The 25,163-nt window shown below is 71.9% G+C and carries 30 protein-coding genes; 18 read left to right on the plus strand and 12 right to left on the minus strand.

What is annotated here, in order from left to right:
- The first annotated feature begins 102 nt into the window (after positions 1–102).
- The 11 genes from KV557_RS15100 to KV557_RS15150 all read left to right on the plus strand — a co-directional run bounded on the left by KV557_RS15100 (position 103) and on the right by KV557_RS15150 (position 11,502).
- Positions 103–915 (plus strand): ABC transporter permease, encoded by an 813-nt coding sequence (locus KV557_RS15100; RefSeq protein ID WP_218200421.1) that lies wholly within the window; start codon positions 103–105, stop codon positions 913–915.
- Positions 908–1,795, plus strand: coding sequence for an ABC transporter permease (locus KV557_RS15105; RefSeq protein ID WP_308129903.1), 888 nt, complete (start codon positions 908–910; stop codon positions 1,793–1,795). The genes KV557_RS15100 and KV557_RS15105 overlap by 8 nt, the downstream gene beginning before the upstream one ends.
- Positions 1,796–1,821: 26 nt before the next feature.
- The gene (locus KV557_RS15110; protein WP_218200422.1) at positions 1,822–2,781 is read left to right on the plus strand and encodes an ABC transporter ATP-binding protein; all 960 of its coding nucleotides are present in this window, start codon (positions 1,822–1,824) and stop codon (positions 2,779–2,781) included.
- A 267-nt stretch (positions 2,782–3,048) separates the two neighbouring features.
- Positions 3,049–4,281, plus strand: a complete 1,233-nt coding sequence (locus tag KV557_RS15115; protein ID WP_218200423.1) for a glycosyltransferase family 2 protein — start codon at positions 3,049–3,051, stop codon at positions 4,279–4,281.
- A 23-nt stretch (positions 4,282–4,304) separates the two neighbouring features.
- The gene (locus KV557_RS15120) at positions 4,305–5,600 is read left to right on the plus strand and encodes a nucleotide sugar dehydrogenase (RefSeq protein ID WP_218200582.1); all 1,296 of its coding nucleotides are present in this window, start codon (positions 4,305–4,307) and stop codon (positions 5,598–5,600) included.
- Between the two features lie 159 nt (positions 5,601–5,759).
- Entirely contained in the window at positions 5,760–7,055 is a 1,296-nt protein-coding gene (locus KV557_RS15125) for a DUF445 domain-containing protein (protein ID WP_308129904.1), read from the plus strand.
- A gap of 66 nt (positions 7,056–7,121) precedes the next feature.
- Complete coding sequence (locus KV557_RS15130; protein ID WP_308129905.1) at positions 7,122–8,192, plus strand: adenosine deaminase; 1,071 nt, start codon at positions 7,122–7,124, stop codon at positions 8,190–8,192.
- Positions 8,193–8,339: 147 nt separating this feature from the next.
- Complete coding sequence (locus tag KV557_RS15135; RefSeq protein ID WP_218200424.1) at positions 8,340–8,888, plus strand: toxin-antitoxin system HicB family antitoxin; 549 nt, start codon at positions 8,340–8,342, stop codon at positions 8,886–8,888.
- A 75-nt stretch (positions 8,889–8,963) separates the two neighbouring features.
- A complete protein-coding gene (locus KV557_RS15140) occupies positions 8,964–9,800 on the plus strand; it encodes a DUF4097 family beta strand repeat-containing protein (RefSeq protein WP_218200425.1) in 837 nt (278 codons plus the stop codon).
- Positions 9,800–10,735 carry an ATP-binding cassette domain-containing protein gene (locus KV557_RS15145; RefSeq protein WP_218200426.1) on the plus strand — a complete coding sequence of 312 codons (936 nt, stop codon included), beginning with the start codon at positions 9,800–9,802 and terminating at the stop codon, positions 10,733–10,735. The genes KV557_RS15140 and KV557_RS15145 overlap by 1 nt, the downstream gene beginning before the upstream one ends.
- The gene (locus KV557_RS15150) at positions 10,732–11,502 is read left to right on the plus strand and encodes an ABC transporter permease (protein WP_218200427.1); all 771 of its coding nucleotides are present in this window, start codon (positions 10,732–10,734) and stop codon (positions 11,500–11,502) included. Before KV557_RS15145 ends, KV557_RS15150 begins: the two co-directional genes overlap by 4 nt.
- A gap of 139 nt (positions 11,503–11,641) precedes the next feature.
- Here the strand turns inward: KV557_RS15150 and KV557_RS15155 are convergent, their stop codons facing one another.
- The 5 genes from KV557_RS15155 to KV557_RS15175 all read right to left on the minus strand — a co-directional run bounded on the left by KV557_RS15155 (position 11,642) and on the right by KV557_RS15175 (position 14,283).
- Complete coding sequence (locus KV557_RS15155; RefSeq protein WP_218200588.1) at positions 11,642–12,364, minus strand: DUF2071 domain-containing protein; 723 nt, start codon at positions 12,362–12,364, stop codon at positions 11,642–11,644.
- A gap of 8 nt (positions 12,365–12,372) precedes the next feature.
- Complete coding sequence (locus KV557_RS15160; RefSeq protein WP_218200428.1) at positions 12,373–12,594, minus strand: hypothetical protein; 222 nt, start codon at positions 12,592–12,594, stop codon at positions 12,373–12,375.
- A 231-nt stretch (positions 12,595–12,825) separates the two neighbouring features.
- Entirely contained in the window at positions 12,826–13,215 is a 390-nt protein-coding gene (locus tag KV557_RS15165) for a hypothetical protein (protein ID WP_218200429.1), read from the minus strand.
- 21 nt (positions 13,216–13,236) lie between these two features.
- Positions 13,237–13,422, minus strand: a complete 186-nt coding sequence (locus tag KV557_RS15170) for a DUF397 domain-containing protein (protein WP_218200430.1) — start codon at positions 13,420–13,422, stop codon at positions 13,237–13,239.
- Positions 13,423–13,425: 3 nt separating this feature from the next.
- Entirely contained in the window at positions 13,426–14,283 is an 858-nt protein-coding gene (locus KV557_RS15175; RefSeq protein WP_308129906.1) for a helix-turn-helix domain-containing protein, read from the minus strand.
- 147 nt (positions 14,284–14,430) lie between these two features.
- On the opposite strand from KV557_RS15175, the gene KV557_RS15180 reads away from it, so the two are divergent.
- Both KV557_RS15180 and KV557_RS15185 read left to right on the plus strand, forming a co-directional pair.
- Positions 14,431–14,799: an ATP-binding protein gene (locus KV557_RS15180; protein WP_218200432.1), complete on the plus strand. Its 369-nt coding sequence runs from the start codon at positions 14,431–14,433 to the stop codon at positions 14,797–14,799.
- Positions 14,796–15,059 carry a hypothetical protein gene (locus KV557_RS15185; protein WP_218200433.1) on the plus strand — a complete coding sequence of 88 codons (264 nt, stop codon included), beginning with the start codon at positions 14,796–14,798 and terminating at the stop codon, positions 15,057–15,059. The genes KV557_RS15180 and KV557_RS15185 overlap by 4 nt, the downstream gene beginning before the upstream one ends.
- Before the next feature lie 106 nt (positions 15,060–15,165).
- On the opposite strand, the gene KV557_RS15190 is transcribed toward KV557_RS15185, so the two are convergent.
- On the minus strand, positions 15,166–15,999 hold the full coding sequence (locus KV557_RS15190) for an NmrA family NAD(P)-binding protein (RefSeq protein ID WP_308129907.1): 834 nt from the start codon (positions 15,997–15,999) through the stop codon (positions 15,166–15,168).
- Between the two features lie 503 nt (positions 16,000–16,502).
- Here KV557_RS15190 and KV557_RS15200 point away from each other — a divergent pair.
- On the plus strand, positions 16,503–16,901 hold the full coding sequence (locus KV557_RS15200) for a flavoprotein (protein WP_256177432.1): 399 nt from the start codon (positions 16,503–16,505) through the stop codon (positions 16,899–16,901).
- Between the two features lie 69 nt (positions 16,902–16,970).
- Here the strand turns inward: KV557_RS15200 and KV557_RS15205 are convergent, their stop codons facing one another.
- On the minus strand, positions 16,971–17,348 hold the full coding sequence (locus KV557_RS15205; RefSeq protein WP_218200436.1) for a hypothetical protein: 378 nt from the start codon (positions 17,346–17,348) through the stop codon (positions 16,971–16,973).
- Between the two features lie 304 nt (positions 17,349–17,652).
- Here KV557_RS15205 and KV557_RS15210 point away from each other — a divergent pair, with 304 nt between their 5' ends.
- Entirely contained in the window at positions 17,653–18,408 is a 756-nt protein-coding gene (locus KV557_RS15210; RefSeq protein WP_218200437.1) for an MBL fold metallo-hydrolase, read from the plus strand.
- A 364-nt stretch (positions 18,409–18,772) separates the two neighbouring features.
- Here the strand turns inward: KV557_RS15210 and KV557_RS15215 are convergent, their stop codons facing one another.
- Positions 18,773–19,759, minus strand: a complete 987-nt coding sequence (locus tag KV557_RS15215) for a quinone oxidoreductase family protein (protein WP_218200438.1) — start codon at positions 19,757–19,759, stop codon at positions 18,773–18,775.
- 116 nt (positions 19,760–19,875) lie between these two features.
- On the opposite strand from KV557_RS15215, the gene KV557_RS15220 reads away from it, so the two are divergent.
- Positions 19,876–20,256, plus strand: a complete 381-nt coding sequence (locus tag KV557_RS15220; protein ID WP_218200439.1) for an ArsR/SmtB family transcription factor — start codon at positions 19,876–19,878, stop codon at positions 20,254–20,256.
- 72 nt (positions 20,257–20,328) lie between these two features.
- On the opposite strand, the gene KV557_RS15225 is transcribed toward KV557_RS15220, so the two are convergent.
- From KV557_RS15225 to KV557_RS15240, 4 genes are all read right to left on the minus strand, one after another.
- The gene (locus KV557_RS15225) at positions 20,329–22,107 is read right to left on the minus strand and encodes a hypothetical protein (RefSeq protein WP_218200440.1); all 1,779 of its coding nucleotides are present in this window, start codon (positions 22,105–22,107) and stop codon (positions 20,329–20,331) included.
- A 256-nt stretch (positions 22,108–22,363) separates the two neighbouring features.
- Positions 22,364–23,131 carry a CDP-alcohol phosphatidyltransferase family protein gene (locus KV557_RS15230; protein WP_218200441.1) on the minus strand — a complete coding sequence of 256 codons (768 nt, stop codon included), beginning with the start codon at positions 23,129–23,131 and terminating at the stop codon, positions 22,364–22,366.
- Positions 23,132–23,251: 120 nt separating this feature from the next.
- Positions 23,252–23,941 (minus strand): YidC/Oxa1 family membrane protein insertase, encoded by a 690-nt coding sequence (locus tag KV557_RS15235; protein ID WP_218200442.1) that lies wholly within the window; start codon positions 23,939–23,941, stop codon positions 23,252–23,254.
- Positions 23,942–24,019: 78 nt separating this feature from the next.
- On the minus strand, positions 24,020–24,313 hold the full coding sequence (locus KV557_RS15240) for a DUF6412 domain-containing protein (RefSeq protein WP_308129908.1): 294 nt from the start codon (positions 24,311–24,313) through the stop codon (positions 24,020–24,022).
- A 147-nt stretch (positions 24,314–24,460) separates the two neighbouring features.
- On the opposite strand from KV557_RS15240, the gene KV557_RS15245 reads away from it, so the two are divergent.
- Together KV557_RS15245 and KV557_RS15250 are read left to right on the plus strand one after the other, a co-directional pair.
- Positions 24,461–24,745 carry a type II toxin-antitoxin system Phd/YefM family antitoxin gene (locus KV557_RS15245; protein ID WP_218200443.1) on the plus strand — a complete coding sequence of 95 codons (285 nt, stop codon included), beginning with the start codon at positions 24,461–24,463 and terminating at the stop codon, positions 24,743–24,745.
- Positions 24,738–25,160: a type II toxin-antitoxin system VapC family toxin gene (locus KV557_RS15250; RefSeq protein ID WP_308129909.1), complete on the plus strand. Its 423-nt coding sequence runs from the start codon at positions 24,738–24,740 to the stop codon at positions 25,158–25,160. The genes KV557_RS15245 and KV557_RS15250 overlap by 8 nt, the downstream gene beginning before the upstream one ends.
- Positions 25,161–25,163 lie beyond the last annotated feature (3 nt).

The raw sequence follows: 25,163 nt of genomic DNA on the forward strand, positions 1-25,163 counted from the left end.
CGTTCGGCCCGGTACCCCCGGGTTCGGCCGGTCGGAGCCAATGGGCTGTGCGCGGACGTCCGCGGGCACCCGTGTGCCCGTAATTGTCGACAAGGAGACAATATGCCGAATGCGCCCGGGCTCTACGCCGCCGTCGCGCGCGGCGCCTTCCGCCGCTACTCCACCTACCGGGCCGCCACCCTGGCCGGCACCTTCACCAACACCGTCTTCGGCATCATCCTGGCCTCCTCCTTCCTCGCCCTCTGGCAGGCCCGCCCCAACCTCGGGGGCTACGACCAGAGCCAGGCCGTCACCTACATCTGGGTGAGTCAGGCCCTGCTGGTCACCGTCGCCGTGTGGGGCGGCGGCTTCCAGGACGACGTCCAGGACCGCTTCCGCAGCGGGGACATCGCCATCGACCTCTACCGCCCGGTCGACTTCCAGGGCTGGTGGCTGGCCACCGACCTCGGCCGGGCCGCCTTCCAGCTGCTGGTCCGGGGCACCGTGCCGCTGCTGGTCGGCGCGCTGGTGTTCCGGACCCGGATGCCGGAACAGCCGGTGACCTGGGCGGTCTTCCTGCTCTCCGTGCTGCTCGCGGTCGTCGTCAGCTTCGGGCTGCGCTTCCTCGTCTCGATCACCGGGTTCTGGCTGCACGACTCGGAGGGGGTGCGGTCGGTGATGCTGGTGGTCTCGATGTTCTTCTCCGGGATGCTGCTGCCGATCGCGCTCTTCCCCGGCCCGCTCGGCGAGCTCGCGCACGTCCTGCCGTGGGCGGCGCTGGTGCAGGCGCCGACCGACGTCTTCCTGGAGCGCAGGACCGGCACCGGTCTGCTCGGGCCGCTCGGCTTCCAGCTCGTCTGGGCCGTCGTGCTGCTCCTGGCGGGCCGGGCGGCGCAGCTGCTGGCGACCCGCAAGGTGGTGGTCCAGGGTGGCTGAGCCTCTCACGGGGACCCTCGCTGAGCCCCTTGTCGAGCACCTCGCTGAACCCCTCACCGAGCCTCTGGGTGCCCGGACCCGCTGGGCGGTCCGCTCCTGGTGGCTGTGCGCCGGGATGTGGATGCGCTCGACGATGGCCTACCGGGCCTCCTTCGCGCTGACGCTCGGCGCGAGCCTGGTCACGCACTCGCTGGACTTCGTCGTGCTGGTGCTGATGTTCCGGCACACCGACCAGCTCGGCGGCTGGACCCTGCCCGAGCTGGCCTTCCTCTATGCCACCGCGACCTTCGCGCTCGGCATCGCCAACCTGCTGGTCGGCTCGGTCGACGGCCTCGGGGCGCGGATCGTCAACGGGACGCTGGACACCATGCTGATCCGGCCCGCGCCGGCCCTCTCCCAACTGTGCGCGGAACGCTTCTCGCTGCGCCGGCTCGGCCGTCCGATCCAGGCGCTGGCCGTGCTGGTCTGGTCGCTGGCCACGCTCGACGTGACGTGGACCTGGGACCGGGTGCTGCTGGTGCCCGCCCTGCTGGTGTGCGGCTGCGTCATCTTCGGCGCGATCTACGTCGGCGGCGCCACCGTCCAGTTCTGGTGGGGCGAGGCCAAGGAGATCCAGAACTCCGTCACCTACGGCGGCGCCACCCTGCTGCACTACCCGCCGACGATCTTCGCCAAGGAACTGGTCGCGGGCGTGGTCTTCGGCGTCCCGCTGGCCTTCGTCAACTGGCTGCCCGCGCTGCACATCCTCGGCCGCCCCGACCCGCTCGGCCTGCCCACCGCCTTCCAGTACGCCTCCCCGCTCGCCGCCGCGCTCTGCGTGGCCGTCGCCGGCCTCGCCTGGCGCGCCGGGCTGCGGGCGTACCGCGGCACCGGCAGCTGAACCCTCCCTCCACGCAAGGAACTCCCATGGCACTGATCGAACTCGAAGACGTCCGCCGCACCTTCACCGTCCGCGCCCGCACCGGCCGGTTCAGCCGGGAGAAGCGCGAGGTGCGCGCGGTGGACGGGCTCAGCTTCACCGTCGAGGCCGGCGAGTGCGTCGGCTACATCGGCCCGAACGGCGCCGGCAAGTCGACGACCATCAAGATGCTCACCGGCATCCTCGTCCCCAGCGGCGGGCGGCTGCGGGTCGCCGGGGTGGACCCGGCCCGCGAACGCGTCGCGCTGGCCCGGCGGATCGGCGTGGTCTTCGGCCAGCGCACCACGCTCTGGTGGGACCTCCCGCTGCGCGACTCCTTCGAACTCGCCCGCCGGATCTACCGCATCCCCGATCGGCGATATCGCGAGAACCTCGGCCGGTGCGTCGAACTGCTGGACCTCGACGGGCTGTTGGACACGCCCGTCCGACAGCTCTCGCTCGGCCAGCGGATGCGCGGCGACCTCGCGGCGGCGCTGCTGCACGACCCGCAGGTGCTGTACCTGGACGAGCCGACCATCGGCCTGGACGTGGTCAGCAAGGGCCGGGTGCGCGAGTTCCTGCGCGAGGTGAACCGCGAGCGGGGCACCACCGTGCTGCTCACCACGCACGACCTGACCGACATCGAGCAGCTGTGCGGCCGGGTGATGGTGATCGACCACGGGCGGGTCGTGTACGACGGCGGGCTGGACGGCCTGCACGAGGCGGGGGAGAGCGAGCGGACGCTGGTCGTCGACCTCGCCGAGTCCCGGCCGGCGATCGAGGTGCCCGGCGCCCGGGTGGTGAAGGTCGAGGGCCCGCGGCAGTGGCTGGCCTTCCCGGCGCGGGAGAGCGCCGCGCCGATCGTGGCGGCGGTGGCCGCGCGGTACCCGCTGGTGGACCTGTCGGTGCGCGAGCCGGCGATCGAGGACGTGATCGCCCGGATGTACGCGGAGGTCGCGATCGGCTGAGCGCGCGGGCGTACGTTCGCTGAGTGCCCGTTGAGTGCCCGTTGAGTGCCCGTTGAGTGCCCGTTGAGCGCCCGGACGTTCGCCCGTCGATCGCCCGGGCGTCCGCCTGTCGAACTGCCTGTCGGCTTCGGTCACCCGTTCGGGGAGTGCACGTGACTCCCCGGCGGGTGGCCGAGTTGATCCTGCGTCGCTCGGCCGACTGCACAGGCGAACCGCACAGGCGAACCGCATCGGCGAACCCGCACACCGGAGGAGCAGCGCAACTCGATGGCCGGACCCGACGTGACCGTGGTGGTCGCGGTCTACAACACCATGCCGTACCTCACCGCCTGCCTGGACTCGCTGGTCGCGCAGACCCTGGCGCCGGGGCGGCTGGAGGTGGTGGTCGTCGACGACGGCTCCACGGACGGCGGCGAGGCCGTCCTGGACGACTACGCCGCCCGCCACCCCGGGTTGTTCCGGGTGGTGCACCAGGCCAACTCGGGCGGCCCGGCGGCCCCGACCAACCGCGGCCTGGCGCTGGCCCGCGGCCGGTACGTGCTCTTCCTCGGCGCGGACGACTGGCTGGGCGCCGAGGCGCTGGAGCGCCTGGTGGCGGCGGCCGACGCGTGGGGTTCGGACGTGGTGGTGCCCAAGCAGGTCGGGGTGAACGGCCGGCTGGTGCCGCAGGGGATCTTCCACGCCAGCGCCGAGTCCGTCTCCTTCACGGACTCGGCGCTGGCCTGGGCGCTGGCCGACACCAAGCTGTTCCGGCTGGACCTCGTGCGGCGGCACGGGCTGCGCCGCAACGAGAAGCTGAAGGTCTTCTCCGACCAGCCGTTCACCCTGGAGGCCTGCCTGCGGGCCGCCCGGGTGTCCGTCCTTGCCGACTACGACTGCTACTTCCTCGTCCTGCGCGAGGACCTCGGCAACGTCACCGAGCGGGCCACGGCACTGGACCGGCTGTGTGGGATCGCCGCCCTCCAGCAGGTGGCCGCCGACCTGGCCGAGCCGGGGGAGGAGCTGGACGCGATCCGGATCCGCAGCTTCACGTGGGACGTGCCGCGGCTGCTCCAGCACGACTTCCTGCTCTTCGACGACGAACTCCAGCACCGGGTCTGCACCGAGGTGGCCCGCCTGATCGGGCGCTTCCGCGCCCGCGAGGTCTACCACCGGCTGCCCGTCGCCGAACGGCTGCGGCTCGAACTCGCCGCCGCCGGACGGCCCGAGGCGCTGCGCGACCTCATCCGGTACGAGGCGGCGCACGGCGAGCCGCCGGTGGTCGTGGACGGCTGCCGCCACTACGCCGGCTACCCGGCCTTCCGGGACGCCGAACTCGGGCTGCCCGACGAGCTGTTCCTGCTGCGCGAGGTGCCGGCGGAGGTGGTGGCCGCGGCCCCGCCGCTCAACCTCGCCCAGCAGCTGTGGCGCGGCGCCGTCCCGGTGGAACTGCGGCGCATGCTGCGGCGCCACCCGACGTGGCGCCGGCTGGCCAACTCGGTGAACGGAGGACGGGGATGAGCGGCGGCGTGGACGGCGGGGCGATGGACATCTGCGTGGTGGGGCTGGGCAAGCTGGGCCTGCCGCTGGCCGTCCAGTTCGCGCTGAAGGGCCACCGGGTGACGGGCGCCGACATCGCGCCCCGGGTCGTCCGCGCCGTCAATCAGGGCCTACCGCCGTTCCCCCGTGAGGAGGGTTTGGACGAGGCCCTGAAGCGGGTGGTCGCCGAGGGCCGGCTGACCGCCACCACCGACACCACGGCCGCCGTCGCCGGGGCCGAAGCCGTCGTCCTGGTCGTCCCGCTGGTCACCACGGCCGACGGCACCCCGGACTTCGCCCTGCTCGACGCCGCCACCGACGCCGTCGCCGCCGGGCTGCGGCGGGGCACCCTGGTCAGCTACGAGACCACCCTGCCGGTGGGTGTCACCCGGGGCCGCTGGGCGCCACGGCTGGCGGCAGGCTCCGGGCTGGCCGCCGGGGCGGACTTCGGGCTGGTGTTCAGCCCGGAGCGGGTGCGCACCGGCCGGGTCTTCGCCGATCTGCGGCGCTACCCCAAGCTGGTGGGCGGCATCGACGCGGAGTCCACCCGGCGCGGCGCCGAGTTCTACCGCGCGGTGCTGGACTTCGACCCGCGCCCCGACCTGCCCAGACCCAACGGCGTCTGGGAGCTGGCCTCGGCGGAGGCGGCCGAGTTCGCCAAGCTCGCCGAGACCACCTACCGGGACGTCAACATCGCGCTGGCCAACCAGTTCGCGCGGTACGCGGACCGGATCGGGGTCGACTTCGCGGCCGTCGCCGACGCCTGCAACTCGCAGCCGTACAGCCACCTCCACCGGCCGGGCATCGCGGTCGGCGGGCACTGCATCCCGGTGTACCCGCGGCTGTACCTGTGGAACGACCCGACCGCGACGGTGGTCCGCGCCGCCCGGGAGGCCAACCTGGAGATGCCCGGGTACGCGGTCGGCTTGCTGGCCGGGGCGCTCGCGGGCGGGGTGGCCGGGCAGGGCGTGCTGGTGCTCGGCGCTTCGTACCGGGGCGGGGTCAAGGAGACGGCGTACTCGGGGGTGTTCCCGCTGGTCGAGGCGCTGCGGGCGGCGGGGGCGCGGCCGTACGTCACCGATCCGCTGTACGGGGCCGAGGAGCTGACGGCGCTCGGGCTGCCTGCGTACGACGGGGAGCCGGTGGCGGCGGCGGTGCTCCAGGCGGACCACCCGGAGTACCGGGAGCTGGCGCCGGAGGACCTGCCGGGGGTGCGGGTGCTGTTGGACGGGCGGCGCTGCACGGATCCGGCGCGGTGGACGGCGCCGGGGGTGCGCCGGATCGTGCTGGGCGGGGCGTGAGTCGGGCTGGGCTGGGCGTGAGTCGGGGCGTGAGTCGGGCTGGGCTGGGCGTGAGTCGGGGCGTGAGTCGGGCTGGGCTGGGCGTGAGTCGACGCTTGTGGGGCGCGTGATTGCGGGGTGCGCCGTCCGCTTGCGCGGGCCAGCGGGCAGACTGGCGGGGTGAGTGACGAAGCCTTCAGCGGGACCGGGCCCGGGGTCCGGTTCACCGCGGCCGATGAGGAGAAGAGACGTGGCGTCCGCCGGATGAAGACCATCGCGACCGGCCTGCTGGCCTTCGCGACCCTGGTCTTCGCCCTCGCCACCTGGGCCAAGGCGGCCGGCGCGGGCCCCTGGGCCGGATACGTGGCGGCCGCCGCCGAGGCGGGCATGGTCGGCGCGCTCGCCGACTGGTTCGCGGTGACGGCGCTGTTCCGCCGACCGTTCGGCCTGCCGATCCCGCACACCGCGATCATCCCGACCAAGAAGGACGCCTTCGGGCGCACGCTGGGCGAGTTCGTCGGGGAGAACTTCCTCTCCGGCCACGTGGTCCGCGGCCGGCTCGCCGCGCTCGGCATCGCCCGCCGGCTGGGGGAGTGGCTGGCCGCGCCGGGCAGCGCCGAGCGGGTCACCAAGGAGGCCTCGGCGGCGCTGCGCGGGGTGCTCGCGGTGCTCCGGGACGACGACGTGCAGGCGGTCGTCGGCGAGGCGGTGACCCGGCGGGCCGCGGCCACCTCGGTGGCCGAGCCGATGGGCCGGATGCTGGGCAAGGTGGTCGCGGACGGCGGCCACCACGGCGTGGTCGACCTGGTGGCGGTCCGGGCGCACGGCTGGCTGACCGCCAACCACGAGGAGGTGATCCAGCGGGTCTCCCAGAAGACGCCCGGCTGGACGCCCAAGTTCATCGACCACCAGGTCGGCGAGCGCGTCTACAAGGAGCTGATGCGGTTCGTCACCGACATCCGGGACGACCCCAACCACCCGGCCCGCGGGGCGATCGACAACTTCCTCGCAGACTTCGCGACCGAGCTGCAGACCGATCCGGAGACCATCGCCCGGGTCGAGCGGGCCAAGGTGGACCTGCTGGCCCGGCCCGAGGTGCAGGAGCTGATCGCCTCCACCTGGGCGGCCGTCCGCACCCTGGTGCTGAACGCGGCCGAGGACGAGGACAGCGAGCTGCGCCGGCGCATCCGCGAGGGCGTGCGGAGCTTCGGTGCGCGCCTGGCCACCGACCCCAAGCTCCAGGCCAAGGTGGACGGCTGGCTCCAGGACGCCGCCCAGTACCTGGTCGACACCTATCGCGCCGAGATCACGTCGATCATCTCGGAGACGGTGGCGGGCTGGGACGCCGACGACGCCTCCCGCAAGATCGAGGCCAACGTCGGCCGCGACCTGCAGTTCATCCGGATCAACGGCACCGTGGTCGGCGCCATGGCCGGGCTGCTCATCCACACCGTCGCGGTCGCCCTCGGGGGGTGATCCGCGTTTCGGCCTATCCTTGCCAGCACTTGTCGATACGCGCGTAGAAGGAAGCAGGGAACCACCGTGGTCCAGCCGGACGGAAGTCGGATCGGAAACCTCACTGGCAACGGCGGCATCGAGGCGTTCATCGCCGGGATGCCCAAGGCGGAGCTGCACGTCCACCACGTCGGCTCGGCCTCGCCGCGCGTCGTCGCCGAGCTGGCCGCCCGCCACCGCGGCCAGTCGAAGGTGCCGACCGACCCGGCGGCGCTCGCCGAGTACTTCACCTTCACCGACTTCGCCCACTTCATCGAGGTCTACCTGAGCGTCGTCGACCTGATCCGCGACGCCGAGGACGTCCGCGCGCTCACCTACGGCGTGGCCGAGGACATGGCGCGCCAGAACATCCGGTACGCCGAGCTGACCATCACCCCGTACTCCTCGGTCAAGCGGGGCATCCCGGACGTCGCCTTCATGGAGGCGATCGAGGACGCCCGGCTGCGCGCCGAGAAGGAGCTCGGCGTCGTGCTGCGCTGGTGCTTCGACATCCCCGGTGAGGCCGGCCTGGAGGCCGCCGAGGTGACCGCCCGGCTCGCCACCGAGCTGGCCCCCGAGGGCCTGGTCAGCTTCGGCCTCGGCGGCCCGGAGATCGGCGTGCCGCGGCCGCAGTTCAAGCCGTACTTCGACCGGGCGCGGGCGGCCGGCCTGCGCAGCGTCCCGCACGCGGGCGAGACCACCGGGCCGGAGACGGTCTGGGACGCGATCCGGGTGCTCGGCGCCGAGCGCATCGGGCACGGCACGCAGTCGGTGAAGGACCCGGCGCTGCTGGACTACCTGGGCGAGCACCGGATCCCGCTGGAGGTCTGCCCGACCTCCAACATCGCCACCCGGGCGGTGGAGCGGATCGAGGAGCACCCGATCAAGCGGATGGTGGACGCCGGGCTGCTGGTCACGATCAACAGCGACGACCCGCCGATGTTCGGCACCGACCTGAACACCGAGTACGCGGTGGCGGCGCGGCTGCTTGGCCTGGACGAGGCCGGGGTGGCGGCACTGGCGCGCAACGCGGTGGAGGCGTCGTTCCTGGACGTGGCCGGGAAGGCGCGGCTGGTGCAGGAGATCGACGCGTACCTGGCCGGGTGGCAGCAGGGCTGAAGCCTTCTGTTTTACCTGGTGAACCGCCCTGTCGGCCTCGGCCGGCAGGGCGGTTCACTGTTGTCTGGCGCCACTCGTTCAGATGGTGGCACCATTGTGGCGCCAAAAGTGCTCGACATGGCGCCATCGCTGTGCCATGCTCTAGCCATGGACCTCACGCCGTACGTCGAAAACCTTCGGAACGAGCTCGCGGTGGCCGCGGGCACGGGCGGGGAAGAAGCCCGTGCGCTGGCCGAGCGGCTGACGCTGCCGCTGGAGTCGGCCGTGCGGCTCACCCTGCTCAACGCGCTCTCGGCCGCCATGAGCGAGATCACCCGGGATCTCGCCCCGGGCTCGGTGGACGTGCGGCTGCGCGGGCTCGACCCCGAGTTCGTGGTCACGGTACCGCCCGGCGCCGATGCCTTCCACGGAGATGTGCCGCCCGTGGTGCCACCGGTGGCTCCGATGGCACCATCGGTGCCGCCGGTGGTGCCGGAGGCGGACGAGAGCGGCACCGCCCGGATCAACCTCCGCCTCCCGGCCCACCTCAAGGCCCGGGCCGAGGACGCGGCCGGGCAGGAGGGCCTCTCCCTCAACGCCTGGCTGGTCCGGGCCGTCGCCGGCGCGCTGGAGGGCGGTGAGCCGGCCGCCCGCCCGGCGGCTCAACCGGCCGCGCGCACCCGCCGCGGCCAGGGCTTCACCGGCTGGGTCCACTAACGCTTCTTCCGTCACAACGTCACCCCCGCTCCGACCAGCGGGAACACCCATCAGAGTCAAGAGGACGGGACAGCCATGCCTACGTACGAGACCGACGGACCGATCTCCGCCATCCTCGAATTCGACATCGGCTCGGTGCGGATCTGCGCGAGCAAGCGCACCGACACCGTGGTCGCGGTCCAGCCCGGCAACGCCGCCGAGGAGGCGGACGTCAAGGCCGCTCAGCAGACCCAGGTCGCCTACTCCGGCGGCCGGCTCACCCTCAAGGGCCCGAAGAAGCGCTCGCCGTTCGGCCGGACGGGCTCCATCGACGTCCTGATCGAGCTGCCGGCGGGCTCGGAGATCCACGGCGACGCCCCGATGGCGGACTTCCTCACCGAGGGCCCGCTCGGCGAGTGCCGGCTGAAGACGTCCCTCGGTCGGATCCAGATCGACCAGGCCGCGAGCGTGTGGCTCAAGACCGACCACGGCGACATCCGCCTGGGCACGGCCACCGGGGACGCCGAGGTGTACGGCTCCGGCCGGATCACGATCGGCGCGGTCGAGGGCGGGCTGACGGTCAAGAACAGCACCGGCGACACCGAGATCGACGAGGTCCACGGGGAGCTGACGGCCAACGCCTCCATGGGCCGCATCCACGTGGGCGTCGCCGAGGCCGGCGTCGACGCCAAGACGGCGCAGGGCCCCATCCGGATCGGCCGGGTCGCGCGCGGCCAGGTCACCCTGCAGACCAGCCTGGGAGACCTGGAGGTCGGCATCGCGCAGGGCACGGCGGCCTGGCTCGACGTGCACAGCAAGGTCGGCACCCTGCGCAACTCGCTCGGCACGGCCGATGGCCCCGGCGAGGCCCGGGAGACCGTCGAGGTCCGCGGCCGCACCCAGTGCGGCGACATCGTGATCCGGAGGGCGTGATGGTGGCGATCTCGGCGGTCGGACTGACCAAGTCCTACGGCGACAAGGCCGTGCTGAACGGCATCGACCTGACGATCCCGGCAGGCAGCGTGTTCGCCCTGCTCGGTCCGAACGGGGCCGGCAAGACCACCACCGTGCAGATCCTCTCCACCCTGATCCCCGCCGACGGCGGGGTGGCCCGGGTGGCCGGGCACGACCTGGTCCGGGAGGCCGACGGGGTCCGGAAGGCGATCGGGGTGACCGGCCAGTTCTCGGCGGTGGACAACCTGCTCACCGCCGAGGAGAACCTGCTGCTGATGGCGGACCTCAACCACCTCCGCCGTCGGGAGGGGCGGAGGCGAGCAGAGGACTTGCTGCGGCGCTTCGACCTCACCGAGGCCGCGCGCAAGCCGGTCGCCACCTTCTCCGGCGGCATGCGGCGCAAGCTCGACCTCGCGATGACGCTGGTCGGCGACCCGAAGGTGATCTTTCTGGACGAGCCGACCACCGGGCTGGACCCGCGCAGCCGGCGCACCATGTGGGAGATCATCCGCGGGCTGGTCGCCGACCACGGGGTGACGATCTTCCTCACCACGCAGTACCTGGAGGAGGCGGACCAACTCGCCGACCGGATAGCCGTCCTGGACGGCGGGCGGATCGTCGCCGAGGGCACGGCCGAGGAGCTGAAGCGGATCGTGCCCGGTGGGCGGATCCGGGTGCAGTTCGCGGACACCGTCCAACTCGGTGCGGCGGCGGCGCTGTTCGACTACGCCACGGCGGACGCCGAGGCGCTGCGGCTGGACATCCCTGGCGACAACTCGGTGATCACGGTGAAGGCCGTGCTGGACGCGCTCGACAACGCGTCGGTGCGGGCGGAGTCGCTGACGGTCGAGACTCCGGACCTGGACGACGTGTTCCTCATGCTGACGGGATCGACGGGGGTGGGTGTGCGATGAGTGCCTCGGTGAGTTACGCGGTCAGCGACTCGCTGACCATGCTGCGGCGGAATCTGAAGCACGCGCTGCGGTATCCGGCGATGACCTTCTCGGTCGTGATGATGCCGGTGATGATCCTGCTGCTCTTCAACTACGCCTATGGGGACGCGTTGGGAGCGGGGATCGGGGGCGGGAGCTACATCGACTACGTGACCCCGGGGATCGTGCTGATGGCGGCGACGGCGGGGTCGGTGGCCACGGCGGTGGGCGTGTGCGTCGACATGACCGAGGGGATCGTCAACCGGTTCCGGACGATGGCGATTTCGCGGTCGGCGTTCCTGGCGGGGCATGTGGTCGGGAGCGTGATACAGACGGTGATCGCGCTGGTCCTGGTGATCGGTGCGGCCTTCGCGATGGGGTTCCGGTCGAGTGCCGGGCCGGTGGAGTGGCTGGCGGCGATCGGGCTCCTGGTCTTCGTGATTCTGGCGCTGACCTGGATCTCGGCGGGGATCGGGCTGGTGGCGAAGACGCCGGAGAGCGCGAGCAACACGCCGCTGCCGCTGACGTTCCTGCCGTTCATCGGCAGCGCGATCGTCCCGCCCGACTCGATGCCGACGGCACTGCGCTGGTTCGCCGAGTACCAGCCGTTCACGCCGATCATCGAGACCCTGCGGGGGCTGCTGATGGGCACCCCGATCGGCAACAGCGCGTGGAGCGCGCTGGCGTGGTGCACCGGGCTGACGCTGCTCGGCTACTTCTGGTCGAGGAGCGTCTTCTACCGGCGGTGACAGGGGTACGGCCGGTAGGCCGGAGGCCCGGGCGACGAAACCGTCGCCCGGGCCTCACGGCTCGTCGCGCGCTGATGCTCCCGCAGCCCTCGGCCGGCAGGTGCCCCTCGGGCGGACGACGGGCGTCCGAAGTCGAGCCTCAGGCGGTGGCCATGGTCGGCAGGGGCTGCCAGCGGGCGGGGAGGTCGCGCATGAGCAGGGCGGAATCCAGGGTGGCGCTGCCGGGCGGGAAGCGGTCTGGGTCGTCGAAGAAGGAGGATTCGACGGACAGGGGGCGGCAGGTCTCCATGTGCCAGGCGTCGGTGTTCAGGGTCATGCCGTCCAGGTGGTGGTGCCGGGTGGCGGAGTAGCCCTTGCTGCCGCCGCGGAAGAAGGCAGAGGCCTCGGCCAGGTTGGTGAAGAGGGTGCTGTCGGTGAGGCTTTCGGTGACGGCGACGGTGGCGCGGACCTGGGTGGTGCGGTCCCGGCTGGCGTAGGCGATGTCGAGGCGGTCGGGCGTCTCGCGCACGTCGAAGTCGGCGCGGTGGTGCACACCGGGGAACAGGCGCCCGCCGACCAGGGTGCTGAGCCGGGAGGTGGTGTCGCGGCGCGGGATGTAGACCCCGGTCTCGACACCGTGCGGGCCGTCCCACTCGACGGCGATCCGGTGGGCGGCGTTCTCACTGCGCAGGCCGGTACGGAAGGGAGCCCAGGCCGGCCGCACGTCGCCGAGCCGGATGAGGCAGATGCCGGCGACGGCATGGCCGCGGATGAGTTGCGGGCGCAGGGGCGCGGGCAGGAGGCGGGCGGCGATGCCGGGGTCCACGCGGTAGTTGACGAGGAGACGGCGCTCGACGGTGCTGGCGACGTTCGGCTGGATCACGGTGATGTTCAGCTTTCCGTAGGCGCGGAGATCCACTTTCGGAGGACGAGGCAGGCCGGGATCGGTGCGACCAGCATGGAGAGCATCCACAGGCCGACGCTGGCGGGGGAGTAGATGTAGTACTGCCAGCGGGCCGGTAGCAGCGCCGGCAGGAACAGCAGTGCGATCAGCGCCAGCCAGGTCCCGAACACCACAATGACCACGCGGGCGAAGGCGATGAAACAGCCCATGGTCCCCCCTCAGGGCCGTCACCAGGCGCGGCCCGTCCATGAGGACATCATCGCAGGATATTTGAACGCGTTCAATACCGGCCCGGCGGCAGCCCGGCGCGCCGAGGACTTGGCGATCGATGTGGTCCACGCCCTGGGGTTCAGGTTCGAGGGCGGCGAAAGGCCGGCCGGATAGGCGGGCCCCCGCGCCCGGTTGGGGCGCGGGGGCCTGGTGGTGGTGCTCGTTACTCGTTACCAGCGGTCGATGCCCATCGCGTTGGCCGCGCTGTGGATGGCGTTGTAGTGGGCGATCGACATGTCGGACTTCTTGTCCTTGGCGGGAAGCTTCTTGTCCGCCGCCCGGAACTCGTCCCGGGCGGAGGCGAGGAGCGAGGTGCCGTAGGAGACGGGGACGTCGTTCTTGCCGTGGATGGGGTGGGACTTGGCGGCCGTCTGACTGCCGGCCTGAGCGAGGATGCTGCGGGCCTGGTTGTAGGCGGCGGCCTTGACGGTGCTGGGATTGCGGGTCTGGGCGTGGGTGGCGGTCGAGGTCCCGGCAGCCACGGCAGCAGGGGTGGCGGCGGCACCGAGCGCCGCTACGGTCGCAACGGTCACGAGCACGTTTCGCATGGTGGTGTTCATGGGAGTCTCGATACCCTGGCTTTACACGTCGAACTCGCCCGCCCGGATGGCGGCGACGAGATCGCGCCATTCGTCGGTGGTGAGTTGGGCGATGGCGGAGGGCTGGAGGCTGCTGCGTACGTAGACGGCGTCGCCTGAGGCGGCTACCTCCGGGCAGTTGCCGGAATTGGCGCAAGCGGCGGGGCGCATCCAAGGCAGGTTCTCCATCGGCTATATCTCCTTCTTGATCTTTGCGATCAGATCGCGGGAGCCTTCAACCGAGAGAGATCTGTCAGTCATCTGCTCGATGATTGAGCGGTACCGCTCCAAGTGCTCTGTCGAGTCGAGGAAGATCGGCCCATCCACCGAGTCGTACATAACGGTGTCGAGACGGGGTACCCGGCCGCTCGCATAGTAGACGGCCTGACCAGATCCCTTGAAACCTCCAGACGCGAAGCTGACCGCTCGAAGTGTGACGTGCGGCAGCTCAGACAACTCCAGCATCCACTCCAGTTGTTCCCGCGCCACATCGCGCCCTCCGAACTGCATGCGCAGAGCAGCCTCGTGGACGATCGCTGTGTACGGCTGGGCGCCCTCTGTCATCAGCGTCTCGGACCGCCGCATGCGGTTCTCGACCCGCGTTTCCACGACGCGCGGAGTCAGCTTCACCTGAGAATCTTGGAAGATGGCGCGGCAGTATCGCTCCGATTGCATGGGGCCGGGAGGATGGCAGACCTGATAGGAGCGCATGCCCATCGCGTGGTACTCGAACTCGCAGATGTCGAGAAACCCCACCGGAACTGAGCCTCGATACTCCTCCCACCATCCCTTGGTCTTGTCGCCCGCCATCGTTGCGATCGCCTCAACGTAAGTGGTGTCACTCTCTTCGTACTTGTGGGCGAGGGCCAGGACCCGTTCCGGCGTCACCGCGTAGATGCCCTGCTCGATGAGGGTGACCTTCGTGCGGGCCAACCCGAGGACAACGGCAGCCTCGGCTGTGGTCACGCCGGCGGCATCTCGCATCTTTCGCAGCTCGATGCCGACCCGCTTCCTTCGTGCGCTTGGAGTAGGTGGCATGGGCCCAAGCATCCACCGCGACTGTGTTGCGAGTCCAGCCGCATTAGGGGGGACATGTCCCAGAACCGTTGGTACATGTCCCTCGGATGCCCTACAGTCTGTGACTAGCCACTCACCCAACGGGGTGTCAGTTCTTCTATACCGCTGGGAGATCTCCCCATGCGTAACCTCAACTCCCCCTCCCTCACCATCGCCCGCGAGACCCTTCGCGACGCGATGACCCGCGCCGGCTGGGGCCCCTCCGCCATCGCCGACGCCGAACTCGCGCTCGCCGAACTGATCGTCAACGCCTGGCGCCACGGCGACACGACGTCCCCCGTCGTCAACATCCTCTTCCTCCACGACACCCTCCGCGTCGCCGTCGCCGACCGGAGCTCCACCCTCCCCGAACCCTGCAACCCCTCCGCCCTCTCCGAGACCGGGCGCGGCCTCCAGCTCGTCGACGGCCTCACCCACCGCTGGGGCGTCGACCCCCAGAAACTCGGCAAGGCCGTGTGGTTCGAGCTGGAGCTGGACGGTGCCGCGTGAACGCCCTCCACCCGATCCACCCCGCCGACCCGGCGATCCGCCACCTCACCAGCCGTCAGATCACCGACCTGATCATCGAACTCCGCACCGAGGGTCGCGAATTCGGCCTCCTCTGGCCCTCCGCCAAGCCCGGCGAGACCGTCCTCAACGGCCGCGTCCTCGTCAACGTCGGCAACATCCCGGCCAGCACCCTGATCAACCTCCTCGCGCTCCTCCGCGAGTACAAGCGCGACCGAGGACTCCGGTGCTCGGACTCCTGACCCTCAACCTCCTCGCCGCCCTCCTCGGCGCGCTCTGCGAAGCCCGTACCCGCCGCCTCGACCAACTCCTCGTGCCCGGCTAGGAGAACGCCCGACCGCGAGCCCGCTACCGGAAGTCGTCGGCGTGTTCCCTCGCCCACGTGCGGAAGGTTCGCGCCGGCCGTCCGAGCAGTCGCTCCACGGTGTCGGTCACCCGCTCCGGCTCGTGCGTGAACGACTCCCAGGCCCTCAACCGGGCCTCCACGAACGCCGCGTTCCCCCAGGCCGCCGTCAACTCCTCGCGGGCGGCCTCCGGCGACAGATCCTCCCACCGCACCTCGCGCCCGATCTCCTCCCCGATGATCCGGGCCAACTCGGCATGGGGGATCGACTCGGGCCCGGTGATCACGTACTTGGCCTGGTCGTGGCCGTCGGACGTGAGCGCGTGCACGGCCACGTCCGCGATGTCGCGCTCGTGGATCAGTGATCGACGGGCCTGCCCGTGCGGCCAGCGGACGACCCCCTGCCTGACCTGGTCGGCCCACCCGAGCATGTTGGTGGCGAAGTCGATCGCCCGCACGAACGTCCAGCTCAGCCCGGACTTCCTGATCAGCCGCTCGATCTCCTGGTGGAAGATCGTGGCCGGCTCGCCGTCGGCGAGGTCGGCCACGTCGGCCGACAGGTACACAACGCGCTTGGCGTGCTGGGCGATCAGCTCCACCACACGTGGTTCCACAGGGATCCCGGGCCACATCAGATAGGCGCCGTCCACCCCGCGCAGCGCCGCCCCCAGGCTCGCCGGCGCTGCCAGGTCGCCCTGGACGGCCTCAACCCCCTCGGGCAGCGAGGCCCTGCTCGGGTCACGCACCAACGCCCGTACCTCAAACCCGCCTTCGGCCAGCGAGGAGACAACATGCCGGCCCACATTGCCGGTCGCACCGATCACCAGAATCTTGGTCACGTGCACCCCCAACACCCGCCGCCCCCGGAGCATGCCCGTCAGCGGCGCACAGGCAGGTCTCGTTCCTCTGCGCAGGAAGTCGGCTCGACCGACTTCCTGCGCAGAGGTCGCCAACTCCCTTCCCTCGCACGCAAGACCCTCCGCTTCGCGCTGGACGCGGCGACCGGCCGGGTGCTCCGGCGGCGTACCGACCTCGGGTACTGCAGCATCTCGCCCTCGTCGGTCGCCGACGGGACGGTCTGCCTTCTCCGTCGCAACCGTGTCATCGCCCTGGACACGAGCATGGACCGTCCCGGTGCCGGCCGGCCCGGGCCGCGGAATGAGCACCGCGCCCGTCGCCGACGGCACGGTCTACGTCGCGCTGAACAACGGCCGTCTCCACGTGCTCGACCTCGCCACGGGCCGGCTCCGATGGCGTGACGACCCGGCCGACTTCGGCCGCGAGTACACCGGGCCTCTCGCCGACCGCCTTCCGTTGGATGCAGGACGATCCGGTGGGGGGCATGCACCTCGGCACCCTGCTACACCTGACGGGCCGCCCGATCCGCCACGAGTTCAGGCTCCCGTCGCAGGAGAACCTGCTGCCCCCGCCGAACGCGATCCTCGTGGCCCCCTTGTCGGCGAACACCCTGAACAAGTGGGCCGCCGGCCATGCGGACGCCCTCGCGCTCGGACTGATCACCGAGGCCATCGGGCTGCCCATCCCCATCGTCGCCCTGCCGCACTACAACACCGCCCAGGCCGCGCACCCGGCGATCGGCCGGAGCGTGGCGACCCTGCGGGAGGCCGGCGTCAACGTCCTGCTCGGACCCGACGGGTTCACCCCGCACCCGCCGGGGGAGAGCACCCTGCGCACCTACCCGTGGCAGGCCGCGATCGACGCGCTGCCCACGCCGCGCTGAGCGGTGCCCCCTTGCGCAGGAAGTCGGCGGGCCGACTTCCTGCGCGGGACGATCTGATCGATGCCGCGGTCAGCCGCAGTCCACGTACGTCGAAGCGACGGTGACAGGCTCATTGCTGTCGGGGCCGGTCAGGTTGGTGACGCGGCCGTTGGCCCACTTCGCGTCACCGCCGAGACCGTGCCCCGGGAAGAGCCCCACCGCACAATCGCCGCCCGCAGGCAGCGGCGTACGGACCGACTCGGCGTGCACCGACGGGTTGAGGTTGGTGATGTCGGCTTTCTCGATCTGCGACAGCGGGACCTGCCAGACGACGGTGCCGCGCGCATCCTTCGCCGAGTACAAGCACACGTTGTTCTTGGCGCAGTTGTCCGCAGCCTGCGCTGCGGGTGCAAGCGCGATCGGGGCTGCGAGTGCCAGGGGGACGATGAGCGTTCGTACAAGTCGCATAGGGGTCGTCACTCCTCAAGATGGGCGCCCCTCGGGGCGGGGCCGCGAGTGCTCACATCTTGGCATGTACACCACCTAAATCTCCCACCGCCCCCACCAGCACAGGAAGTCGACCCCACCGCCTTCCCGTGCCACCCCCCGGCTCGCTCCGCCTTGCAGCCCCGCCCACGTCCCGCTGGCGCGACGACCGGCGGCGGGAGCACGGCCGGCAGCGGGCAGACGCCCGGCTGGCCCGGTCGTTCGAGGACTTCGCCGCCGAGGCCGCCGCAGCGGGCTGTTGGGGTCGACCCGCTAGGCTCGTCGGATGCCCGCCGAGCCGCTGCACCTCACCGTCCTGGGTAGCGCGACCCCGTACCCGAGCGCGGACAACCCGTGCTCCGGCTACCTGGTGTCCGGCGGCGGAGCCCGCGTCTGGGTGGACGCCGGCACCGGCACGCTCGGCCCGCTCCAGCGGTACGCGCGGCTCGACGAGCTTGACGCGATCTGGATCTCGCACCTGCACGCCGATCACAGTGCCGACCTGCTCACTGCCTACTACGGCCTCCTCTACGCCGACATCCGACGTGCCGCTCCGATCCCGCTCTACGGACCGCCGGGCATCGCCGACCGGCTGGCGGGGTTCCTGACGAACTCAGCCGTCCGCAGCCCGATCGAATCCGCCTTCGCCGTCACCGAGCTGTCCGACGGGCACCGGTCGACGGTCGGCGCGCTCAGCCTGACCAGCCGCGCGGTGGAACACGGCATGCCGGCCTTCGCCCTGCGGGTGGAGACGGCTGGCCGGTCCCTGGTCTACTCCGGGGACACCGCGCCATGTAGGGCCCTCACCGAGCTGGCCGAAGACTGCGACGCCCTGCTGTGCGAGGCCGACACCCCCGATCCCGACCCGGCCCACCACACCCCCGAGGACGCCGCCGACACCGCCACGGCAGCCCACGCCCGCCGCCTGATCCTCACCCACGTCGGCCGCGCTTTGACACCAGCCCAGGCCGTCGCCCGCGCCTCGGCCCGTTTCGCGGGCCCCGTCGTCCACGCAGATCCTGGGGCGACCTTCGCTATCTGACATCGGGCTCGCTGCCGGCCTGATCCCGGGATCCGGCCCGGGCGCCGGCCACCGGGCTCCCTCGATCTGCCCCGTGGAGGGCCTTGCGGCGTGTGTGATCGGATGCCCGCCTGCCAGGGGGAGGGCCCAACTGCCCACGCTCAGGTGCCTCATGGTGGGCCGGCCCGACCACTGCCAACTGTGGGTGGCGATGCTCCCGCCCAACCACTCGCGCTTACCGCGCACTTGCTGTGGCAGATGGTCAGGCCGTGGTGGCCGGAGTCGGTAGTGGTGAGGGGCGGCCAACCGGGCGGGGCGGATTGTGCGGGTCGCTCGCGCAGGAAGTCGGGCCGGCCGACTTCCTACGCGGGAGCCGTGGGTGCGCTCAGGCCCCCACTCGGGCCACGTACTTGCCCGTCGCCCGGCCGGCGGCCATGGCGTCGTGGGCGGCAGGAACGTCGGTGAGGCTGGGGAGTTCGGTGACGGGGAGGGTGAGGCGGCCGTCTGCCAGGAGGGCGAGGACGCGGCGGATCGCGTGGGCGACCTTGGCCGGGGCTGTGGCGGCCAGGCCGCGGTGGCTGAAGCCGGTGATCGTCAGGTTGCCGGCCATGAGACGGCTGACCGGGGGCAGCGCGTCCACGGCGCCGCCGCCGGCGTTGCCGAAGAGGACGATGCGGCCGCCGGGGGCGGCGAGGTCGAGGTCGAGCGGGAGGGCCTCGGTGCCGAGCGGGTCGAGGATCAGGTCGACGCCCCGGCCGTCGGTGGCCTCCTCGACGGCCTTCCGCAGCCCCTCGTCGCGGGCGAAGGCGGCGTCGTACCCCGCCGCGACGGCCGCCGCGGCCTTCTCGGGCCGGCCCACCGTGCCGAGCAGCCGGCCCCCGCCGAGCAGCGGCACCAGCTGGGCGATGGCGTTGCCGATCCCGCCGCCCGCCGAGTGCACCAGGACGGTGTCCCCGGCGGTGAAGCGCCCCGCATCGGTGAGCAGCAGCAGGGCGGTGGCCAGGCCGAGCGGGACGGCGGCGGCCTCGCGGAGGCCGACCCCGGCCGGGACCGGCACGGTGAGGGCGGCCTCGGCGATCGCGACCTCCGCCAGCCCGCCGCCCGCCGGGGCGGCCACGACCGGGTCGCCGACCGCCAGTCCGGTGACGCCCTCGCCGAGCGTCCGGACCGTCCCCGCGATCTCCTTGCCCGGCAGGTACGGCCAGGCGGCCACGTATCCGGCGTCGCCCCGGCGCGACATCACGTCGACGAAGTTGAGCCCGGCGTAGGCGACGTCGATCGCCACCTGCCCGGGGCCGGGCTGCGCTGCCTCGACGTCCTTGACCTGCGAGTTCTCCGCCCCGCCGGGTGCGGTCATCACCAGTGCGCGCATGTCGGTACCCCCTGCAGCTACGATGTTCTACGAACGACGAAATTAGTACCACGCTTCTTCGATGTTTGTCGAACATCGAAGAACCTCGAAGAACATCGAACCTGGAGGTCCCGCCCGTGCCCCGCAGCACCAGTCGCCGCCGGTTGCCGCTCGCGCACCCGGCGATCGAGGAGATCGACCTGCTCGACGTGCTCCACGCGCTCTCCGACCCCACCCGGATGACGATCGTGCGCACCCTCGCCGCCGAGCCCGAACGGGCCTGCGGCACCTTCCCGGTGGACGTCGCGCCGTCCACGCTCAGCCACCACTTCAAGGTGCTGCGCGAGTCCGGCGTGGTCCAGCAGCGCGAGGAGGCGAACCGTCGGCTCACCGCCCTGCGCGCCGCCGACCTGGACGAGCGCTTCCCGGGCCTGCTCGGCACCGTCCTCGCCGCCTACGAGCGAACCGAGGAGCCCGAGGACGAGGAGCCTGGGAGCGAGGAGCCCGAGAACGAGTAGCGCCCCGCAGAGCCCGTGAGCTCTGCGGGGCTGCCCAGTCGGCCGCCGGGGACGATCAGCCGCCGGAGTCGATCAGCCCTTCCGCCAGGTCATCCACCCCTGCTGCCGGTCGACCCGGTCGACGTGCCAGTCGGCGGGGTGGTCCGGCCAGGACGCGTCCGGCTCCTTGTCCTCGGGGGAGGGCGCGGTGACGATCACCGTGGCCTGTGCGGGGATCGGCCGGGTGTGCGGGTCGCGGAACCAGACGCGGCCCTGGTAGACCTCGAAGGCCTGGGCGCCGCGCATCGACCAGTCGGTGTCCCAGCCGAACACCACGCTGTCCTCCGGGCGTATCCCCGCGTTCTCGGTGAAGCCGGTGGCGATGCCCTTGCGCCAGTTCGAGTGTGGGTAGCTGATCGACTCGGTGATGGTGTCCGTGGCGTATCCGGCGAACAGCGCCAGCACGACGCCGGCCCACACCACCCGCTGCGGGGCGAGCAGCCGCAGCAGCACGACGATGCCGAGCACGCCGAATGCCACGACGGTCGTCCGCATGATCCGCAGCACGCCCCAGTTGTCGGCGAGGAACAGGGCGTCGGGCATGCCCCAGGCGATGAAGACCTGCGTCCTGAGCAGCGAACCGGCGGACCGGACCACCGCCTCGCCGAGCACCAGCGTGAGCCCGGCCGTGCCGGCCAGCGCCCAGCCCAGGGCGCGGCTGCGGAACCGGCACAGCACCGCGGCGCCGACCGCGAAGGCCGCCGGGACGAGGTAGGAGGCGTACCGGGCGTATACCCAGTCGTCGATCCGCTTGTCGTCCGGCAGCGCGGCGGCGGCCGCCAGCGCGGTGCCGACCAGCAGGGCCACCATCACCCCGCCGGTGATCCGGTGCGGGCGGGGGAAGCGCTTGCTGAAGACGGCGAACAGGCAGACGGTGACGGCGAGTCCGCCGACGCCCCAGGTGGAGATGATGAAGTACCAGATCTGGCCGACCGTCCGGGTCAGCGTCCGCTGAGCGGCCTCCGGATCCGAGAGGCCCTTCCACAGGAACCCGCCGACGTCGCTGTTCGGCACCGTGAACTGCGCGTGCAGCCAGGCACTCAGCAGCTTGCCGCCCGCAACGCCCGCGCCCAGCGCGCCGAGGCCGGCGACGACCGTGCGCCGGGGCGTCCAGCGCAGCAGCAGGGCGGCGACGAACACCACCCCGGTGAGGGCGACGACGACGCCCCCGCGGTCGTGCGTGGCCATGGCGTAGGCGGCGGTCGCGCCCGTCCCGGCGGCGTACCAGACGCGGCGCCGCAACGGGCCGTCGGTGAGCCAGCCGTGCAGGCAGAGCAGCCAGGCGAGGATCAGCACCGGCATGACGGTGTCCGTCAGCGCGAACTCGGAGTAGAAGACCAGCGGCGGCAGCAGCGCGGTGGCGACGGCGAACGCGTACGCCTGCGGCCGGTCGAGGCCGAGGCGGCGCAGGGCGAGCCAGGCGAGCGGGAAGATCAGCGCGTTGAGCAGGGCGTTGGTGCCCATCACCAGGTGGTAGGCGGTGACGGGATCGTCGGCGATCCGCAGCGCGGGGGAGATCAGCAGCGGGTATCCGCCGGGGATGATCACGCCGACCGGCATTTCGGTGCTCTGGTGCCCGGCCAGGACCCGCGCGAGGACGAGGTAGGACTCCTCGTCGGGGTGGATGGACGGGTAGCTGAGGTTCCGGACGAGGTAGAGCCGGAAGAGGACCTGGGTTATGTACCCGGCGAGCAGGGCCCCGGGCCAGAACCAGCGCCGGTTCGGGAGCTCCCGCGCGCGCCGTTCCACCGGTGGTGGCGGTTGGACGGCGACGGTTGTCGGCGGGCCTGTGCGTACGGACGTCTGTGGCATGGAAATCGGTCCCCTCCCTGGTGCGACGGGCTCCCGGAGGAGCGCCCCCACGTCGCACAACTATATATATCGGCAATCTGCATATGTAGTCCAGTGGATCCGGGAGGCAGGGTGAGCCCTCGCCCTGTCGGCCGTCGGGGCGGGCGCGTTCTGGCTCCGCCGCGCCCTGCGCCGCTTCTGAGCGCCGCCGCGAACGCGCCCCACAACGGCTGGAGCCCGCCACCCTCCCGGGTGACGGGCTCCCACTGTCGAAACGTCAGCGCAGCCGCGACGACGACAGGATCGACGCCAGGTGCGCCACGACCATCCCCCACGTGATCACCGCGATCCCCGCCACCGCCGCCCGGGTCGGCCCGAGGCCGCCCACCGCCGCATCCGCGACGGCCGCCGCGAGCAGCACCAGCGAGGCCTCGATGCCGTTCGTCACCCGGTGGATCTTCAGCACCGACGCGAGCCGGCGGGCCGTCGCGATGCCCTGCGAGCGCGGCTGGGTCGACTCCTCGTCGGCCGGCGCCATGCCGCTGCGGGCGCGGGCCACGTCCACCAGGTCCGTCGAGGCCTTCAGCAGCACCACGCCCAGCGCGGCCGCCAGGCCCACCGACACCCACAGCTCCGACCCGCCCCGGGCCGCCCGGACGCCCGCGCCGATCATCAGCGCCGCGTCCGCCAGGTAGGCGCCGAGCCGGTCGACGTAGACCCCGGCCATGCTGAACCGGCGCTTCCAGCGCGCCACTTCGCCGTCCACGCAGTCGAACAGCAGGAACAGCTGGAACAGCACCGCCGCCAGCACGGCCCCGGTCACGCCGGGGATCAGCAGGGCCGCCCCGCCGCCGACGCCGCAGACCACCATGACCCAGGTGAGGGTGTTCGGCGACACCGAGGTCCGCACCAGCTGGCGGGTCGTCCGCAGCGACAGGCGGCGCATGTACAGCCGGCCCGCCCAGTGCTCACCGTTGCGACTCTGCAGCTTGGCCTGCGGCTGGCACACCTCGCGCAGCTCCGAAAGCGCCGGAGCAGCCACCATGACGAATCCTCCACACCTGTCCCGAAACCTGTCCCGAAACGATCACCACAGGAACGATCACCACAGGGTAGAACCTGCCTGGACCCGGCCCGCGCCTGGGACCTCACCGTCAACCGCTGATCACACCACCGCCATGGACGGCACCGGCACGCTGCCCCGGTGCAGCCAGGCCCGCTCGGCGGCGGACCAGACCCCCGAGGTCAGCAGGTACAGCGCCGCCGCCAGCGGCACCAGCGCCGCGAACAGCACCGTCCCGAACGACAGGTACGGCAGGACCCCCATCCCCGGCTGCGCAGTCGGCGCTGCCGCGGCCGCCCGCCGGGCCCGCCGGAAGTTGACGTACGCGACGCCCGCCAGCCCGGCGTACAGCACCCCGAACACCGCCAGTTGCCCGGCGCCGTGCGCGTTCCCGACGTGCAGGCCCAGCGGGGCGCCGAACAGGGTGTGGTCGAGCAGGTCGTTGGGGGTGGTGAACAGGCGGTACATCACCGAGAAGAACGGAATCTGCACCAGCGCCGGCAGACAGCCCGCGGCCGGCGACACCTGCTCCTCACGGTGCAGCTCCGCCATCGCCTCACGGAGCTTCTCCGGGCGGTTCTTGTGCTTGCGGTTCAGCTCGGCGATCTTCGGCGCGAGCCGCGCCCGCGACTTCTCCCCGCGCGCCGCCGCCCGCGCCAGCGGGTGCAGGGCGAGGCGGACGGCGACGGTGAACAGGACGATCGCGAGCGCGGTCGGGACGACGTGGGCGAGCGCGGCGACGACGGTGTGGGCCACGGCGACGGCCGGGTCGAGAACGGCGAGAACGGACATGGTGAAGCGAGCCCTCCGGGGTCTCAGGACATGAGTGATCGGCGGAGGACGGCCGCGAAGAACGGCAGGAACGAGAACTTACGCGGCCGCCGGGGCCGCACCCGGTGCCCTGGGGCGTCGCCGGCCCCGGGCGTCCGGATCACGCTGGGGCAGGAAGGCCGTACGGAACGCCCGCCGCCGCAGCACACCGTTGCGTACTGCCGCAGGCGCCCGCGCGCCCAGCAGCCGCGCCCCGGCCAAGGTCCCCGCGACGGCCCCGGCCAGCAGCGCCACGGCCGCAACCGCCGCCACCGACGCGAGTGTCCCGCTGGTGGTCGACAGCTCCCCGGTCAGCACCCGAAGCAGGCCGAGCAGCATCGTGATCACACTCACCGCGCGCCCACCCCCTTCACATGCCGGCGCCGACCCCGACAGAGACCCGTCGGACAGTGACGACGATCCTACGACCTCCGGAGTTCCCGCGTTTCCCCGGGAGCGCGAGGTGTAGCCAGGTGTGCTACGCGGGGCTACCTTGGAAGGATGAAGACGATTACCCAGCGGGAGTTCCGGAACAACTCCGCCGCGGTGATGGACGCGGTGGAGGCGGGGGAGATCTTCCACATCACCAGGAACGGGGTCGAGGTCGCGGAGTTGCGGCCGGTCACGGGGCGGCGGCGGTTGACCGCGGAGGAGCTGGTGGCGCGGCACGTGAAGCTCCCGCGGGTGGACTACCAGCAGATGCGCAAGGAGGCCGAGGAGTACTTCGGGCCGGAGGAGCTGGTGGGGGACGAGGGCGACGACCCGTTCGAGCGGAAGCGTGGCTGAGCGCCGGCGGGCGGCCCGGCGGCGGCCGGCCGGGGTGCTCGACACGTGCGTGTACATCGACCTGGCGCTGCTCAGCCCGGCCGACCTGCCCGCCGTGCCGGAGCTGACCGCGATCACCTTCGCCGAACTCCAGCAGGGCGTCTCGATGGCCCGCGACCCGGTCAGCCGGGCGGCCCGGCTGGAGGTGCTGGGTGCGGCGATGGCCGACTTCGACCCGCTCCCGTTCGACGCGGCCGCCGCCGCCCGGTACGGCACGCTCGTCACCCTCACCATCGCCGCGGGCCGCCAGCCGCGCCCGCGCCGGATCGACCTGATGATCGCCGCCGTCGCCTCGGCCCACGGCCTGCCGCTCTACACCCGCAACGTGGCGGACTTCCGCGGCCTCGGCTCGGCGGTGGAGATCATCGGCGTGTGACGG

The sequence above is a fragment of the Kitasatospora aureofaciens genome (assembly GCF_019192735.1).
In the GTDB taxonomy this organism is placed as follows: Bacteria; Actinomycetota; Actinomycetes; order Streptomycetales; family Streptomycetaceae; genus Kitasatospora; species Kitasatospora aureofaciens_A.

What these genes read in the sequence shown, in the direction of transcription:
- KV557_RS15140 (WP_218200425.1), top strand. Translation starts at nt 8,964, where the DNA reads ATGCCTACGTACGAGACCGACGGACCGATCTCCGCCATCCTCGAATTC.
- KV557_RS15145 (WP_218200426.1), top strand. Translation starts at nt 9,800, where the DNA reads ATGGTGGCGATCTCGGCGGTCGGACTGACCAAGTCCTACGGCGACAAG.
- KV557_RS15165 (WP_218200429.1), bottom strand. Translation starts at nt 13,215, where the DNA reads ATGAACACCACCATGCGAAACGTGCTCGTGACCGTTGCGACCGTAGCG.
- KV557_RS15235 (WP_218200442.1), bottom strand. Translation starts at nt 23,941, where the DNA reads ATGTCCGTTCTCGCCGTTCTCGACCCGGCCGTCGCCGTGGCCCACACC.
- KV557_RS15200 (WP_256177432.1), top strand. Translation starts at nt 16,503, where the DNA reads ATGCACCTCGGCACCCTGCTACACCTGACGGGCCGCCCGATCCGCCAC.
- KV557_RS15230 (WP_218200441.1), bottom strand. Translation starts at nt 23,131, where the DNA reads ATGGTGGCTGCTCCGGCGCTTTCGGAGCTGCGCGAGGTGTGCCAGCCG.
- KV557_RS15150 (WP_218200427.1), top strand. Translation starts at nt 10,732, where the DNA reads ATGAGTGCCTCGGTGAGTTACGCGGTCAGCGACTCGCTGACCATGCTG.
- KV557_RS15120 (WP_218200582.1), top strand. Translation starts at nt 4,305, where the DNA reads ATGGACATCTGCGTGGTGGGGCTGGGCAAGCTGGGCCTGCCGCTGGCC.
- KV557_RS15180 (WP_218200432.1), top strand. Translation starts at nt 14,431, where the DNA reads ATGCGTAACCTCAACTCCCCCTCCCTCACCATCGCCCGCGAGACCCTT.
- KV557_RS15135 (WP_218200424.1), top strand. Translation starts at nt 8,340, where the DNA reads ATGGACCTCACGCCGTACGTCGAAAACCTTCGGAACGAGCTCGCGGTG.
- KV557_RS15175 (WP_308129906.1), bottom strand. Translation starts at nt 14,283, where the DNA reads ATGCTTGGGCCCATGCCACCTACTCCAAGCGCACGAAGGAAGCGGGTC.
- KV557_RS15210 (WP_218200437.1), top strand. Translation starts at nt 17,653, where the DNA reads ATGCCCGCCGAGCCGCTGCACCTCACCGTCCTGGGTAGCGCGACCCCG.
- KV557_RS15215 (WP_218200438.1), bottom strand. Translation starts at nt 19,759, where the DNA reads ATGCGCGCACTGGTGATGACCGCACCCGGCGGGGCGGAGAACTCGCAG.
- KV557_RS15225 (WP_218200440.1), bottom strand. Translation starts at nt 22,107, where the DNA reads ATGCCACAGACGTCCGTACGCACAGGCCCGCCGACAACCGTCGCCGTC.
- KV557_RS15110 (WP_218200422.1), top strand. Translation starts at nt 1,822, where the DNA reads ATGGCACTGATCGAACTCGAAGACGTCCGCCGCACCTTCACCGTCCGC.
- KV557_RS15205 (WP_218200436.1), bottom strand. Translation starts at nt 17,348, where the DNA reads ATGCGACTTGTACGAACGCTCATCGTCCCCCTGGCACTCGCAGCCCCG.
- KV557_RS15100 (WP_218200421.1), top strand. Translation starts at nt 103, where the DNA reads ATGCCGAATGCGCCCGGGCTCTACGCCGCCGTCGCGCGCGGCGCCTTC.
- KV557_RS15160 (WP_218200428.1), bottom strand. Translation starts at nt 12,594, where the DNA reads ATGGGCTGTTTCATCGCCTTCGCCCGCGTGGTCATTGTGGTGTTCGGG.
- KV557_RS15170 (WP_218200430.1), bottom strand. Translation starts at nt 13,422, where the DNA reads ATGGAGAACCTGCCTTGGATGCGCCCCGCCGCTTGCGCCAATTCCGGC.
- KV557_RS15245 (WP_218200443.1), top strand. Translation starts at nt 24,461, where the DNA reads ATGAAGACGATTACCCAGCGGGAGTTCCGGAACAACTCCGCCGCGGTG.
- KV557_RS15115 (WP_218200423.1), top strand. Translation starts at nt 3,049, where the DNA reads ATGGCCGGACCCGACGTGACCGTGGTGGTCGCGGTCTACAACACCATG.